This is a genomic window from Pseudomonas sp. IT-P218 (genome assembly GCF_949767605.1).
Classification (GTDB): Bacteria; Pseudomonadota; Gammaproteobacteria; order Pseudomonadales; family Pseudomonadaceae; genus Aquipseudomonas; species Aquipseudomonas putida_AE.
Genome location: NZ_CATKQQ010000005.1, coordinates 98,697 through 113,758 on the forward strand (window position 1 = coordinate 98,697; position 15,062 = coordinate 113,758).

Annotated in this window: 14 protein-coding genes; 8 read left to right on the plus strand and 6 right to left on the minus strand. The window is 62.2% G+C overall.

Features of this window, described 5'->3' with window-relative positions; genetic code table 11:
* Positions 1 to 68 precede the first annotated feature (68 nt).
* The 5 genes from ACM6I6_RS04200 (at position 69) to codA (ending at position 5,067) form a co-directional block, all read left to right on the plus strand.
* The gene (locus ACM6I6_RS04200) at positions 69 to 767 is read left to right on the plus strand and encodes a murein L,D-transpeptidase catalytic domain family protein (RefSeq protein ID WP_274075455.1); all 699 of its coding nucleotides are present in this window, start codon (positions 69 to 71) and stop codon (positions 765 to 767) included.
* A 103-nt stretch (positions 768 to 870) separates the two neighbouring features.
* Positions 871 to 1,950, plus strand: coding sequence for a patatin-like phospholipase family protein (locus ACM6I6_RS04205; RefSeq protein WP_414919460.1), 1,080 nt, complete (start codon positions 871 to 873; stop codon positions 1,948 to 1,950).
* Between the two features lie 75 nt (positions 1,951 to 2,025).
* On the plus strand, positions 2,026 to 2,382 hold the full coding sequence (gene queD, locus ACM6I6_RS04210; protein WP_008056290.1) for a 6-carboxytetrahydropterin synthase QueD: 357 nt from the start codon (positions 2,026 to 2,028) through the stop codon (positions 2,380 to 2,382).
* A gap of 84 nt (positions 2,383 to 2,466) precedes the next feature.
* A complete protein-coding gene (locus tag ACM6I6_RS04215; protein ID WP_274075457.1) occupies positions 2,467 to 3,297 on the plus strand; it encodes an alpha/beta fold hydrolase in 831 nt (276 codons plus the stop codon).
* 522 nt (positions 3,298 to 3,819) lie between these two features.
* The gene (codA, locus tag ACM6I6_RS04220; RefSeq protein ID WP_274075458.1) at positions 3,820 to 5,067 is read left to right on the plus strand and encodes a cytosine deaminase; all 1,248 of its coding nucleotides are present in this window, start codon (positions 3,820 to 3,822) and stop codon (positions 5,065 to 5,067) included.
* Positions 5,068 to 5,176: 109 nt separating this feature from the next.
* Here the strand turns inward: codA and ACM6I6_RS04225 are convergent, their stop codons facing one another.
* Positions 5,177 to 6,169, minus strand: coding sequence for a diaminopimelate epimerase (locus ACM6I6_RS04225; protein WP_414919461.1), 993 nt, complete (start codon positions 6,167 to 6,169; stop codon positions 5,177 to 5,179).
* A 169-nt stretch (positions 6,170 to 6,338) separates the two neighbouring features.
* Between ACM6I6_RS04225 and ACM6I6_RS04230 the strand changes: the two genes are divergently transcribed.
* Positions 6,339 to 7,490, plus strand: coding sequence for an MFS transporter (locus ACM6I6_RS04230; protein ID WP_414919462.1), 1,152 nt, complete (start codon positions 6,339 to 6,341; stop codon positions 7,488 to 7,490).
* Positions 7,491 to 7,576: 86 nt separating this feature from the next.
* On the opposite strand, the gene ACM6I6_RS04235 is transcribed toward ACM6I6_RS04230, so the two are convergent.
* From ACM6I6_RS04235 to ACM6I6_RS04255, 5 genes are all read right to left on the minus strand, one after another.
* Positions 7,577 to 10,006 (minus strand): TonB-dependent siderophore receptor, encoded by a 2,430-nt coding sequence (locus tag ACM6I6_RS04235; protein ID WP_274075461.1) that lies wholly within the window; start codon positions 10,004 to 10,006, stop codon positions 7,577 to 7,579.
* A 98-nt stretch (positions 10,007 to 10,104) separates the two neighbouring features.
* Positions 10,105 to 11,088 carry a FecR family protein gene (locus tag ACM6I6_RS04240; protein ID WP_414919463.1) on the minus strand — a complete coding sequence of 328 codons (984 nt, stop codon included), beginning with the start codon at positions 11,086 to 11,088 and terminating at the stop codon, positions 10,105 to 10,107.
* Between the two features lie 157 nt (positions 11,089 to 11,245).
* Positions 11,246 to 11,746, minus strand: a complete 501-nt coding sequence (locus tag ACM6I6_RS04245) for a sigma-70 family RNA polymerase sigma factor (protein ID WP_323627179.1) — start codon at positions 11,744 to 11,746, stop codon at positions 11,246 to 11,248.
* Positions 11,747 to 11,842: 96 nt separating this feature from the next.
* Complete coding sequence (locus ACM6I6_RS04250; RefSeq protein ID WP_414919464.1) at positions 11,843 to 13,189, minus strand: ATP-binding protein; 1,347 nt, start codon at positions 13,187 to 13,189, stop codon at positions 11,843 to 11,845.
* The gene (locus ACM6I6_RS04255; protein WP_323606862.1) at positions 13,186 to 13,893 is read right to left on the minus strand and encodes a response regulator; all 708 of its coding nucleotides are present in this window, start codon (positions 13,891 to 13,893) and stop codon (positions 13,186 to 13,188) included. The genes ACM6I6_RS04250 and ACM6I6_RS04255 overlap by 4 nt, the downstream gene beginning before the upstream one ends.
* A gap of 164 nt (positions 13,894 to 14,057) precedes the next feature.
* On the opposite strand from ACM6I6_RS04255, the gene ACM6I6_RS04260 reads away from it, so the two are divergent.
* Both ACM6I6_RS04260 and ACM6I6_RS04265 read left to right on the plus strand, forming a co-directional pair.
* Positions 14,058 to 14,372, plus strand: coding sequence for a hypothetical protein (locus tag ACM6I6_RS04260; protein WP_274075466.1), 315 nt, complete (start codon positions 14,058 to 14,060; stop codon positions 14,370 to 14,372).
* Positions 14,372 to 15,040: a DUF3313 domain-containing protein gene (locus ACM6I6_RS04265; protein WP_323606863.1), complete on the plus strand. Its 669-nt coding sequence runs from the start codon at positions 14,372 to 14,374 to the stop codon at positions 15,038 to 15,040. Before ACM6I6_RS04260 ends, ACM6I6_RS04265 begins: the two co-directional genes overlap by 1 nt.
* Positions 15,041 to 15,062: the final 22 nt, after the last annotated feature.

The window sequence follows — 15,062 nt, forward strand, 5'->3', positions numbered from 1 at the left end:
CGCCTGTAATCAAAGGGCTAGCGTCCAACTCACTGCTAGACTCGAAATATTCCTGAAGAGACATTTTTATGGCGCTACATCGCTTTGGCCTGACAGCCCTGTTGCTGACGTCGGCTATCCTCCCGTCAGCCTACGCCGATTCGCTCGAAGTCGCGCTGGCCAAAGCGGCTCCAAACGCCAATGCCAAGGTCATTGCCCTGGCGGTTCGCGCCACACAGTGTACCCGCGCCCAAGGCTCTGTTCCGGCACAGAGACTAGCAGTGATCGATTATTCCCTACCTTCGACCGAACAACGCCTGTGGGTGTTCGATCTGAAAAAACGCAAGCTGCTGTTCCACGAACTTGTCGCCCATGGCCGCAACAGCGGCGAAAACATGACCACCCAGTTTTCCAACCAGAATGAAAGCTTCGCCACCAGCCTTGGCCTGTACCGCACCCAACAGAGTTACGTCGGCAAGAACGGCTATTCCTTGCGCATGGAAGGCCTGGAGCCTGGCTTCAACGATAACGCCTTTGACCGGGCCATCGTCATTCACGGCGCGCCCTATGTCAGCCCGGTGCTGGCTCGCGCCAACGGCCGGATCGGCAGGAGCCTGGGTTGCCCGGCGGTCAGGCCCGCCATCGCTCATCGCCTGATTGACTCGATGAAGGATGGACAGCTGCTGTTTTCCTACTATCCGGACCAGCGTTGGCTGAAATCGTCTTCTTACATCAATTGCGGCGGCGGTACTGTAGCCTCGTCGGACAAAGTCACTTCACGCCAGTAAACGGCCCACGCAAGCGGTCATCGGCCAAAGACGGGAACCACGTCAGGGAAATTGCGTGTAAGCACGCTTATAATCCGCCGGTTCGCCCGCATTCGAGACCGGTATGACCGCTATCCATATCAAGTTCCCCTCCCTGACGCTCAAGGCCGGCACCCGGGCACTGGCACGCATTCGCCAGAACGGCTTGAGCGCCGCCGATGTCGGCACGCTGCCCGGTGCCGCCGGCGGTCCCAAGGCCTTGGGCATTCAGGGACTGGACCTGGCCTTGTTTGGCGAATGGTTGCCGGCGGTGCCGCGCGAGCGCTCGTTGATCGGTGCATCGGTGGGCTCCTGGCGTTTCGCCAGTGCCTGCCTGCCGGATGCCGCCGAAGGCCTGCGGCGCCTCGGCCAGCTGTATACCGAGCAGAACTTTGCCAAAGGCGTGACCATGGCGCAGATCAGCGAAAGCTCCCGGCGCATGCTCGATGATCTGCTCGACGGGCGTGACGCGGCTGTGCTCGACAACCCCCATTACCGCTTGAATATCATGGTGGTCAAAAGCCACGGACTGCTCGCGGACGACCACCGGGGCCGACTGGGCCTGGGCCTGTCGTCAGTGATCGCCGACAACCTGCGCGGTCGTGCGCGGCTGTCCCGGCACTTCGAGCGGCTGATCATCCACGATCCGCGCCTGGCACCGCCGGTCAACGCGCTGAACGACTTTCCGTCGCGCTTCGTCGCCCTGGACAGCGCCAATCTGCGCCAAGCCCTGCTCGCCTCGGGTTCTATCCCGATGGTGATGGAAGGCGTGCGTCATCTTCCTGGCGCAGGTACGGGTACATTCCGCGATGGCGGTCTGCTGGACTATCACCTGGACTTGCCCTACAGCGGCAACGACATCGTGCTTTATCCGCACTTCACCGACCGGGTGATTCCCGGCTGGTTCGACAAGACCCTGCCATGGCGTCGCGCCTGCCCCAAGCGCTTGCAGGATGTGCTGCTGCTGGCGCCTTCGAAGGAGTACCTGGCGCGCCTGCCCTATGGCAAATTGCCAGACCGCAATGACTTCAAGCGCTTCATGGGCGACGCCCCGAGCCGCCAGAAATACTGGCGCACGACCATGGATGAAAGCCGCCGCCTGGGCGACGAGTTTCTCGAATTGGCGGCCAACGGTCGTCTCGCCGAACGCTTGCTGACCCTTTAGTCAGGACAAGCTGTTAAACTCGCCACCTGCCCACATCGCCGCGGCGATCGCCACCTGAACAGAGCTGAAACCACTGTGGAAATCTTCAAAGAATTTACCTTCGAATCCGCCCACCGCCTGCCCCACGTCCCGGACGGCCACAAGTGCGGCCGCCTGCACGGTCACTCGTTCAAAGTGGCGATTCACCTCAGTGGCGACCTCGATCCGCACACCGGCTGGATTCGTGACTTTTCGGAAATCAAGGCGATCTTCAAGCCGCTGTATGAGCGTCTGGACCACAACTACCTGAACGATATTCCTGGCCTGGAGAATCCGACCAGTGAAGTGCTGGCCAAATTCATCTGGGCGGAACTCAAGCCGCTGCTGCCGGAATTGAGCGCCATCCGGATTCACGAGACCTGCACCAGCGGGTGCATCTATCGCGGCGAGTGAGCCAATCGATCAAAAAAACCACCGAGACCGGTGGTTTTTTTATGCCTATGCTTTTTGGCTCGCATCCGCCAAGAGGACACGCACATGACTGACTGGCCGCTGGCTCAAAGCTATCGCTTCAATGGGCATTCCGTTCGCTATGCCGTGCGCGGCGATGGCCCGCCGCTGGTGTTCGTGCATGGCACGCCCTTCTCTTCCCATGTCTGGCACCGGATTGCGCCGCACTTCATCACCACGCATCGGGTGCACTACTTCGACTTGCTGGGCTACGGTCAATCGGAAAAGGTCGATGGCGACGTCTCCCTGGGTGTGCAAAACCAGTTAATGGCGCAGTTGCTGGAACACTGGGGCCTGGATCACCCGGACGTAGTGGCCCACGACTTTGGCGGGGCAACCGCCCTGCGCTGCCATTTGCTCAACGGCAAGGATTACCGCAGCCTCACGCTGATCGACCCGGTGGCACTGACGCCCTGGGGTTCGCCGTTCGTGCAACATGTGCGTCAGCACCAAGCTGCGTTCAGCGGTGTGCCGGACTACATTCAGCGGGCCATTGTCCCGGCTTATATCCGCGGGGCGATCAAGCGCGACATCCCGGATGACGAACTCGCACCCTATGTGCAACCGTGGCTGGGCGATCCGGGGCAGGCGGCGTTCTATCGCCAGATCGCGCAGATGGACGAGCGCTACACCCGCGAGGCCGAGGGGCTGTACCCGACGATTCGCTGCCCGGTGCAGATTCTCTGGGGCGAGGACGACCAGTGGATTCCCATCGATCGCGGGCGGGCCCTGCAGGCCATGATTCCGGGGGCGCAGTTTCATGCGGTGGCCAAAGCCGGGCATCTGGTTCAGGAAGATGCACCGGAAGCCGTTGTCGCTGCATTGATGCGTTTTTTGCCGTTGAACATGACGGTTTGACGCGGCCGCCTTGAACATTGGGTTGGTCTTGAGGCCGCCATCGCTGGCAAGCCAGCTCCTACAGGGGAACGCGCACCACCTGACAACGAGGTCGAGCGTTAGCTCGCCTCGCTTTGGCTTTTGCTCTGCTTTTGCTTTTGATTTTCTTGCCCCATCGAGAGGCCGAGTGGAGGTTCTGCGCAGTGGGCAAACCGGCATGGATGCCGGTTTAGCCGCGTTGGGCCATGGATGGCCCATCGCGGCGGGCCCACGGAGCAGGACCGGAGCGAGGGTATGCCGAGCCACAGCGAGGCACCGAACGCCAGGGGCAAGAGCCCTTGGTTACTTGGGGCCGGGCGGCGTTCCGTTTTTCCAAGTAACTCGCTGTAAGAGCGAAACCATAAGTGGCCGTTACCGCAGGAATGGATATGTACGCGGTCAACAAAACATATGGCGGCGCTAAAAAAGACCGCTGGCGGCATTTGCCGCTGCCGAGCTAACGTAGAGATATCGTCCAAACGGTTCTCTGAAAGGATCTGCCCGATGCACATCATCAACGCCCGGCTGCGCAACCAGGAAGGCCTGCATGAACTGCACCTGGAAAACGGCCTGATCAGCAACATCGCCCGGCAGACCGAAGCGCCGACCCTGGGTCCCGACGATCTGGACGCCGGTGGCAACCTGGTGGTGCCGCCCTTCGTCGAACCGCACATCCACCTCGACGCCACCCTCACCGCTGGCGAACCGCGCTGGAACATGAGCGGCACGCTGTTCGAAGGCATCGAATGCTGGGGCGAGCGCAAGGTCACCATCACCGAGGAAGACACCAAGGTGCGCGCCAGGAAAACCCTCCAGGCCCTTGCCGCCCACGGCATCCAGCATGTGCGCACCCACGTCGATGTCACCGACCCGCAGCTCACCGCGCTCAAGGCCATGCTCGAGGTGCGCGAAGAAAGCCGGCATCTGGTCGACATGCAGATCGTCGCATTCCCCCAGGAGGGCATCGAGTCGTACCGCAATGGCCGCGAGCTGATGGAAGAAGCCATCCGCATGGGTGCCGATGTGGTGGGCGGCATTCCGCATTTCGAGTACACCCGCGACCAGGGCGTCAGCTCGATAAAATTCCTCATGGACCTGGCCGAGCGCACCGGTTGCCTGGTGGACGTGCATTGCGATGAAACCGATGACCCGCAGTCACGCTTCCTCGAAGTGCTGGCCGAAGAAGCCCGCAGCCGCGACATGGGCTCGCGGGTCACCGCCAGCCATACCACGGCGATGGGCTCGTATGACAACGCCTACTGCGCCAAGCTGTTTCGCCTGCTCGGGCACGCGGGGATCAGCTTCGTCTCTTGCCCCACCGAAAGCATCCACCTGCAAGGGCGTTTCGACAATTTCCCGAAACGCCGGGGCGTGACCCGGGTCAACGAGCTGCTGGAAGCCGGCATGAACGTGTGTTTCGGCCAGGATTCGATCGTCGACCCCTGGTACCCCCTGGGCAATGGCAACATCCTGCGGGTGCTCGAAGCCGGCCTGCACATCTGTCACATGCTCGGTTATCGCAACCTGCAAAACGCCCTGGACCTGGTCACCGTCAACAGCGCCAGGGCCATGGCATTGGATGAGCGCTACGGGCTTGAACCCGGACGGCCGGCGAACTTGCTGATCCTGTCCGCGGAGAACGATTACGAGGTCATTCGCAGCCAGGGCTTGCCGCTGTATTCGGTGCGTGGCGGCAAGGTGTTGATGAAGCGGACGATGCCGGTGGTGGAGTTCTCCGGCGAGCAGATCTGAAGGTTGCGGTGACTGGGCTGGCCCCTTCGCGGGCAAGCCCGCTCCTACAGTGGATTGCGAACACTGACCCACTGTGGGAGCGGGCTTGCTCGCGAAGGCGACTTCAAATTCAACCGATCAATCGAGCCGTACCAAACAGGCTGACCCGACTCAGCTCTCCCAGCTCTTCTTCCAGCAAAATCGGCGCCGTGCCACCAGGCATCGTCACCTTCACCTCGCCAGCGCGGACCCAACCGACCCGCCACGCCGCACACGCCACCGCCGTCGCACTCGTCCCCGAGGACGCCGTCGGCCCTTCGCCCCGCTCGAACACTCGCGCAACCACGCACTGCCCGGATTCATGCATCGCCCATTGCAAATTGATCCCCGCCGCACAAGGCTGCCCGGCCCCGGTCGGCATGGCGAACGCGATACGCGTCAGCCCTTCGCCCATCGCCGGCTCGCGCATCTGCTCATTGCTCGGCAAGGCCTCGGCGCTGTCCACCAGCGTCACGCAATGGGGATTGCCGACCCGTACGAACTGACTGCGCGACCAGGCGCCATTGCGCGCCGACAATTGCCGCACGTGACTGAGCTCACACCCGTTCAATTGCGCAGCTTCAACGCCAACGGCACTGACCGCCGACGGCCCGAATCCAGGCTGGCCCAGGTCGAGCCAGAAACCCTGCACGCCCTCGACTTGCGCAGCTTTCACTGCGGTCTGCCCCGGTGAAGGCGTGTCGGATTTGTCGTGATGCACCCTGAGCACGCAGGCTTCGTCGCCGGGAAAAAGCCCCTGGTCGCTCAACGCCTGGGAAAAAATCGTCAGCCCGTTACCGCTGCGCTCGGCCAAGGTGCCGTCGGTATTGACGATCAACAGATCAAAGGGCGGCGCTGACTGAAAGGGGCCGACCAGCAAGCCGTCGCTGCGATGATCCTTGCTGCCCGGCGGTTGCGTGCCGGGTGCCCAGGCACAGCACGCTTTGATGGCCGCCAGCGTCCAGGCCTCACGGGTCTGTGCGGCATGGTCGGCCTGATCGGGCACATCGATGCCCTGCCGGCGCAGCGTCTCTGGCGCCACCACCCCGTAGATATTGCCCCGTGCATCGTACATCCGCGCCATGGCGCCCCTCCCTGCTGGATATTTGGCTTTGGCACAACATATCGCGAAACAGGGTCCGGCTGTGCAAGGATGTCAGCCTGTCGGCGTGCAGGACGCCACGACCGCTGAACGAACCCACGGGGCAAGTCATTGTCCCTTGCAGACGCGACGTTTTTTGCCAAGGATTGATATGACCAACCTCAACACCCGGACCTCATTCGTGCCAGGACGCCAGGAACAGATGTCCACGCGCATCGCCTTTTTCATCGCCGGCTTCGGTATCGCCGCGTGGGCGCCGCTGGTGCCCTATGCCAAGGCGCGGGCCGGGCTGGATGAAGGCACCCTGGGTTTGCTGCTGCTGTGCCTGGGTGTCGGCTCGATACTGGCTATGCCCGTGGCCGGCCTCCTGGCCTCGCGCTTCGGTTGCCGCAAGGTGGCGACCGGCGGCACCCTGTTGATCTGTGCGGCGCTGCCGCTGCTGGCTACGGTAACGTCGATTCCAGCCCTGATTGGCGCACTGTTCATGTTCGGCGCGGGCCTGGGCACTGTGGATTCGACGGTGAACCTGCAAGCGGTGATCGTCGAACGGGCCAGCGGCAAAAACATGATGTCGGGGTTTCACGGCTTGTTCAGCCTGGGCGGAATCGTCGGCGCGGCGGGCGTCAGTGCGCTGCTCGGCCTGGGGCTCGCGCCGCTGGGCGCGATGCTGGTGGTCATTGTCCTGCTGCTGGTTGCGCTGTTGAAGGCTGCGCCGCACATGCTGCCCTATGGCAGCGAAAGTTCGGGGCCGGCGTTCGCGGTTCCCCACGGCATCGTGCTGTTTATCGGCGGGATGTGTTTCATCGTGTTCCTCGCCGAAGGCGCCGCCCTGGACTGGAGCGCGGTATTCCTGACGCAGGAACGCGGCATCGACAAGGCCTATGCCGGTTTGGGCTACGCAGCATTTGCCCTGACCATGACGGTGGGTCGCCTGACCGGCGATTCGATAGTGCGGCGCCTGGGTGCGACCCGGGTCATTGTCTTCGGCGGGGTGACGGCGGCGGCCGGGCTGTGCCTGGCCACGTTCGCCCCCAGTTGGGAAGCGGCGCTGGTGGGTTATGCATTGCTGGGCGCCGGCTGTTCCAACATCGTGCCGGTGCTGTATACCGCAGTAGGCAAGCAAACCGTGATGCCGGAAAGCATCGCCGTGCCGGCCATTACCACCCTGGGTTACGCGGGCATACTCGCCGGGCCCGCGGTGATCGGATTTGTCGCCCATGCCGCCAGCTTGAGTTTTGCCTTCGGCTTGATGGCGCTGTTGTTGCTGGCGGTAGCGATTGGCGGGAAGGTGTTGAAGGTTTAAAAGCTTCGCTGGCAAGCCAGCTCCTACAGGGTTTGCGCGACCCTTGTAGGAGCTGGCTTGCCAGCGAATGCAGGCACCTCGGTCTGTCAGAACCCGACGCTGGCCTGCACAAAGAACGTGCGCGGCGTACCCACATACATGCCCGCATTGTTGTCGCTGGAGCGAGTGAAGTACTGCTTGTCGAAGATGTTCTTCACCCCGGCCCCCAGCTTCAGGTTCGACACCTGCGGACCGAAATCGTAGCCCGCACGCGCGTTCCAGGTGACGTAGCCCGGAATGTCGCCGTACTGCCCATCCGCCGTGCCTTCGGTGATGTAGTTGTTGCTGAAGCTGCCGTCAGCGTTCACCGCCACGCCCGGCGAGCGCTGTTTGGACTGGGCAAAGGCATCCAGGTTGTAGGTCCAGCGATTGATGTCGTAGCGCAGCCCGGCGGTCGCCACCTGGCGCGAGTAGAACGGCAGGTCGCGGCCCTTGAAGTCCGGAATCTCGCCTTCATAGACAGCGCGGGTGTAGGTGTAGCCGGCGTTGGCGGTCAGGCCGGCCAGGCGCGGGTCGAGGGCCGCCATGTCATAGTGCACCGAAGCCTCGATCCCCTGGTGCGTGGTGGCGCCGAGGTTGGTCCAGCCGGCATCGTTGCTGATGTATTGCAGCTCTTTATCGAAGTCGATGTAGAACAGCGTCACTTCACCGCCCCACACTTCATCGTTGTAGCGCGTACCGAGCTCGTAGGTCTTGGCTTTTTCCGGCTCAAGGCCATTGGCGGTCTCGTCACCCGTGCCGCCCTGGCCCAGCTGGAAGTACTGCAGGCTGCCGAACGAAGTCTCGTAGTTGGCGAACAGTTTCCAGGCATCGGAGATGTGATACATCACGCTCAGGGCCGGCAGCGGCTCGTTGCTTTCGATACTGCGGTTCTTCTCCGGCACCGGCCTGCCAGCGGTGTCGAGCACTGGGCGGTCATGCCAATCGGTGCTGATGTGTTCGAAACGGATACCCGGGGTGACGGTCCAGTTGCCGACGTCGATCTTGTTGTCGATGTACACCGAGTTGGCTTCAGTGCCACCGGTACGGTCCTGATAGACGTGGCCGTCCGAACCCGGACGCACCACCGGCTCGTTGTTGACCAGCGCCAGGCGGCTGGCTTCTTCGTGCATGGCTTCTTTCAGGTAGCGATAACCGACGCTGACTTCCTGGGTGCTCGGGCCGACATCGAACACATGGGAGACCCGTGGTTCGATGCCGAAGGTGTAGTAGGTGCGCGGGAACGAGCCGAGGGTTTTCTGATCGCGAGCGGCGATGTTGCTGCCACGAAAACTGTCGGTGTAGTAGGTCAGCACCTCGGCCTGGGTGCGGTCGTCAAGTTGCCGAATCCACTTGAACGACACATCCTTGCGCCGGCCGCTGAAGTTGTCGTGGTCGCGGTCGGACTGGAACGGATCGGCGTCATATTGGGCCTGGGTCAGGCCGCCGGGCATGTCGGCGCTGGCGTCGTAGTAGTGGAAATTGAGACTGAAGTCATCCACATCGGTCGGCGCCCAGTGCGTTTTGAGGATCACGTCGTCGATGTCATTGCCGTTGTTGCTTTTGCGGTAACCGTTGCCGTTCACCGCGGAATACAACAGCGCCACGCCCATGCCGTTGTCGGCGGTGCCGCCGGCGAAAACTGTATCGATGTGCTTCCAGCCACCATGCTGGGAGGTTTCCAGGGTGCTGCCGATTTCCGCCGAGGCTGTTTCAGGGATTGCTCGCGTCACGAAGTTGATCACCCCGCCGACGTTCTGTGGCCCGTAACGCACGGAGCCTGCGCCACGTACCACGTCGATGCTGTCGAGGTTCCCGGAGGAAATCGGCGCCATGGACAATTGCGGCTGGCCATAGGGGGCGAAGGCTGCCGGTACGCCATCGATCAACACAGTCGAGCGTGGCGACAGGCGCGAGGTCAATCCGCGCACGCCGACGTTCAGCGAAATATCGCTACCACCGGTGCCGTTGGCCTCCTGCACCTGCACACCCGGCACACGCTTCAAGACGTCGCCGACATTCATTGCGCCCTGCTCGACCATAGCCTCGCGGCGAATCACGGTACGGGCACCGGGGTGGTTCTGTACCACCGCGGCATCGGCATCACCGAGCCAGTCGCCCACCACCTTGATGTCGGTCACGCCGAGCTCCAGCGGGCCGTTCGCCGCAGAGGTCGCTGCCGCGGCTGGCAGCAGCGTCACCGAGCCTTCATCGATCTGGTACTGCAGGCCGCTGCCTTGCAGCAACTGGCGCAGCGCTTCTTCCGGCGCGATATTGCCTTCCACCGCCGGGGCCTGTTTGCCGGCCACCAATTCCGGACTGAAAAATACCTGCAGCGAGGTTTGCTGACCCAGCTGACTCAGGGCCTGACCCAGGGGTTGCGCCGGAATGTGGATAGCGTCGGCAGCGAATGCCTGAGGCAGCGCCAGGTTGACCGCCAGTGCAAGGGCCAGCGGCAACCAAGTGGATTTGTTGTTTTTAGCGGTGGTCTTTTTCACGTCGAACGTAATCCTGAAGATCGCAAGAGTGTGCGCTTGTTAATGCAAACCAGTTGCAGTTGAACAGGAAGACGATGAACTCGAAAAAAACCTGAATTTTATTTTGAAATTATTTCCTGGCTGCCGTCGTCGAGGGTGCGCACGGCCACCGGCAGGATGTTCGGCAAGGCCTTGAGCAAGGCGTCGGTATTGTCGGACTTGAACACGCTGGTCAGGCGCAGATTGCCCACGGCGGCATTGCCGACCTTGAGCGGCTTTTCCCGATAGCGCGAGACCTGCTCGGCAACGTCGGCCAGGCTGGCGTTGTTGAACACCAGTTTGCCGCTGCGCCAGGCCGTCAGTTCGGCGGGATTGACCGCGTAGGCCGGCGCGACCTTGCCCGCGGCATCGACATGGCTGCCCAGGCCGGCAGTCAGGCTGATGAAGTCGTCGGCGGCGGCGTCGCGTCCCTGCACCTTGACCGTGCCCTGCTCCACCACCACCCGAGTGTCGCTGCTGCCCCGGCGCACATCGAAGCGCGTGCCGGTGACGATGACCTTGCCGCTACCCGCCTCGACCACAAAGGGCCGGTTGCTGTCGTGTTCGACGCTGAACAGCGCTTCGCCATCGCTCAGTTCAATGGCGCGACGATCCTTTTCAAAACGCACCTGAATGCGGCTGCGGCTATCCAGATCGACTGTCGAGCCGTCGGGCAAGGCGACCTGGCGACGCTCGCCCAGCGCCGTGGAAAACTCGGCGGTGTAGGGCGAAGGTTGCTGCAAAACGTTGAATAGCCCCAAGCCGACGGCCACCGCCAACACACTGGCCGCAACCGCGTAGCGCAGCAACGGGCGTCGTTTGCTGCGATTCGGCGCTTCCTCGCACAACGCCTGCAGACGCGCCGTCGGCAGCAGGTCGGCGGCGCTCCACAGGCCCTGGAGCACTTCGAATTCGTTGCGGTGTTGAGGATGCTGGTTCAGCCAGCTGTCGAATTGGCGATACGCCTCGACATCGACCGCGGGTTCCTGAAAACGCACAAACCACCGCGCCGCTTCATCGCGAACCGCTGTTTGCCCGCACGCACAATCACGAGTATCCATCATGGAAGTTCCTGTTTGGCCGGGGATGAGAAATCACGCGGTATGCGGTTGGTGTAGGAGCTGCCGAAGGCTGCGATCTTTTGATCTTCGGCCACTTCAAGACCGCCAAAAGATCGCAGCCTGCGGCAGCTCCTACGGGTATTTTCAAGGCCACCGCACATCATGACTGCAACTCATCCAGGCGGTCACGCAGATGCCGCAGCGTGCGGATCATATACTTTTCCACCATGTTCTTGGACAGTCCCAGGCGTTCGGCGATTTCAGCCTGGGTCAGGCCTTCGATTTTCTGCCAGACAAACACCTTGCGGCAGTTGACCGGCAGCTCGGTGAGCGCCCGTTCGATGGAATCCGCCAACTGGATCGCTTGCATGAAATGCTCCGGGTCGCCGGATGACGACACACTGAGATCGATCGCCTCCGACTCCATGGCGCCCCGCCGATCCTCACGCCGATAACCGTCCACCGCGATGTTGCGCGCCGTCTGGTGCAGATAGGCCCGGGGTTGCTGCACCGCCGCCGAATCCGACTCGAGCACCCGCACGAAGGTATCGTGGGCCAGGTCCTCGGCCTGTTGACGGTTTCTCAGGCGACGGGTCCAGGTGCCAACCAACTCTTCGTAGTGCTCGAAAAAGCCGTGTCTGCGGGGCAGCTTGGGGGTCATTGCAGTGTGCTGTGGGTGCGAGGGCGTGAATAGTAATGCTTCCTATTAAGCCAAGGCAACGGTTTGCGGCCGGGCGGACTAACGGTCGATCAACGACTAACGCTCGATAGCCTTTGCGCCGCGAGCGCCCGGCAGTTCAACACGCGCCACCAACCCCGCGCCGCTGCGATTGCGCAGCGTCAGCTCCCCCGCCTGCTCGCGCACGATCGCCCGCGCGGCGGACAGTCCCAGCCCCACGCCACCGGTATCCCGGTTGCGTGAAGTCTCCAGTCGGTAAAAGGGATCGAACACCTGTTCGAGGGCGGACTCCGGGATACCGGGGCCCTCGTCGCTGACTTCGATGCAGACCCTGCGCCCATCCCCCGTCAGCCCGATGGCCGGTTTCTGGCCATATTTCACGGCGTTTTCCAGCAGGTTGACGATCACCCGCTTGATCCCGAGCGGACGGCCTTCGTACACCAGATGGGCTGGACCGCTGAAGTCGACGACGATGTCCTGGTCGCGAAAGTCGTCGACGATCGTCTGCAGCAGTTCCGAAAGGTCGAATGCGGTGCTCTGCTCCCCGTGGCTTTCATCCCGGAAAAAACCCAGCGCCGCGTTGATCATCGTCTGCATCTCTTCGATGTCGCGGACCATTTTGCGCTGCTGTTCCAGGTCTTCCATGAATTCGCTGCGCAGGCGCATCCGCGTCAGGGGCGCGCGCAAGTCGTGGGAGATCGCCGCGAGCATCTGTGTGCGCTCGCCGAGAAAGTGGCGGATCTGTGCCTGCATGGTGTTGAAGGCAATGATTGCCTGGCGTATCTCATGGGGGCCTTCGATCTTGATCGGCGGCGCGCGCAGGTCACCTCCAAAGCGCCGTGCCGCGCTGGAAAAACGTTGCAGCGGGTTGGCCAGTTGTCGCGTGGCAATCCAGGCGACCAGCAGGGTTGCCACCAGCCCCAAGGCGATGATGATCGGGATCCGTACATTGGAATCGAGCCCCCAGCTGCGTTCCGGGGGTGTGAACGACAGCCAGCTGCCATCGCGTAGCTGAACCAGGGCCACGTAGTGCGCCTGGGGGCTGTGGTCCGGCCAGTCGCCGGGGTTGAAGACCTGGATGTCCCGGGGGACATCACCGAGCAACTCTTGCAGCGGCGAATGTTCAGTCCCCACCTGCGTACCGTTCGAGGGCAGATGGAAATCGCCCCGCCGTTCGTGCCAGACCACCTCAAGCGTCGGATGGCTCGCGGCGGTAGCCAATGACGAGCGCAACGGGACGGGCGCCGCCTCGATCACCCGGACGTTCGCGGCGATCTGCTCCAGCAGGCCGGTGCGGTCGATCGGCGGGCGCCCCCAGGTGCCCGCCAGCTGCACGAACAGGCCATTGAGGGCCAGCGAAGCGAGCATGGCGGCGACGATTGTCAGTGCAATCCGCGACCTGAGGGTATCGAGGCGCCGAATCACGAGCGGGTCACCTTGGCGCAGAACATATAGCCCCCATTACGCACCGTGCGAATGAGGTCCGGGCGCTTGCTGTCGGGCTCGATCTTGCGGCGCAGTCGACTGACCTGCACATCGATGCTGCGGTCATAGGCCTCGTGGTTCTGGCCGCGAGCCAGGTCGATCAGCTGTTCCCGGGTGAGAATGCGCTGCGGATGCTCGAGAAACACCAACAGCAGATCGAACTCGCCAGCGGACAACGGAATCATCACGCCCTCGGGCGAGCGCAATTCGCGGCAGGTGATATCCAGGTGCCAATCAGCAAAGGTGATGATCGGCCGCGACGGCTCGCGCCCCTGGCTTTTCTCGCCAGCGCGACGCTGCACGGCGCGCAGTCGGGCGAGCAATTCCCGCGGGTCGAAAGGTTTGGTCAGGTAATCGTCGGCGCCCAGTTCCAGGCCGACGATGCGGTCGCTCAGTTCACCCATCGCGGTCAGCATGACGATTGCAATGTCCGTCTGCGCGCGTAATTTCTGGCACAGGCTCAGGCCACCTTCGCCGGGAAGCATCAGGTCAAGGATGATGATGTCCGGACGATTTTTCTCGATCATCGTCCACATGGCCTCGCCATGGGTGGCCAGGTCCACCTCGTAGGCATGCTGGATAAAAAACTGCTTCAGCAGGGACAGGATTTCCACATCGTCGTCGACGATCAGCAGTCTGCTCACGTTCAGGGGATCCAGGGTCAAAAAAAGAGCGTATCTAAAACCATTCCGCGGCCAGGGTCATATATTTCAAACCGGAAACATTCCTGCCCGCCCGACATCAATCGGACATACGGTCGTTACTGCCCTGCGGCACCCTGCGCGGATTCCAATTCATGAGGTCTTCCATGCAGGGATCGAATTACGCGACCGAGACAACCGACAGCACTCATACGGTGATCCTCAACCAACGCACCAGTGCGCCAGCGAACGACGAGCCGATTCTATTCCAGCAGGCGTGCCTGGGACTGACCGATGATCGGACCCACGTCGTGTTGCGCCGCTATTTCGAGCAATACAGCCCGAGCACCGGGACCTGGGTGGAATACATCCACCGCGTTCCGATTGCCGAGTTCACCCAGTGGATCATGGCCAACGGCGATCTGCGTATCGAATGCTCGGAAGACCTGCCTAGCTCCCCCCTCCACCCAGGAACCCCTTGATGAGAAAACTCTTCTCGCTGCCGCTTTTGGCAGTCGCCAGCATCGCCCTCTCAGCGTGCAGCAGCAAAACCGTCGCGCCGGACAACTATTCAGGTTTTTTGAACGACTACAGCACCTTGACGGAGCACCAGTCGCCCTCGGGCCAACCGGTACTGAGTTGGGTAAACCCGAAGCTTGAGCTCGACCGCTACACCCAGGTATACATCGAACCGAGCCGCTACTACCCGGAGCCCAAGCCGAGCGAACGCCTGCCACAGACCACCCTTGGCGACACCACCTGGTACTACGATGCGGTGCTCAAGCATGAGCTGGGCAAGGTCTTGACCGTGGTCAACACTCCGGGACCCAAGACCCTGATCGTGCGGCCGGCCATCACTCGAGTGACCGCCAGCACCCAGGGCCTGCGCTTTTACGAATGGCTACCGATCACCCTGGTTGTCGCAGGCGTCAGTACCGCCACCGGAATCCGTGACCAGGACAGTGAAATTGCCACCGAGGTCGCCTTTCTCGATGGCGGGAGCAAAACCCTCGTCGCCACGGTAGTGCGCAAAGGCACGGGAATACCGCTGGAAAACGACAAGCAGGTGATTACCACGGCCAACGTCAAGGGCGTGCTCGACGGCTGGGCCAGCGACCTGCGCAATTCGTATGTGGCGATGCGCAAGTAAAAGGCAGGCAGACAAAGCAATC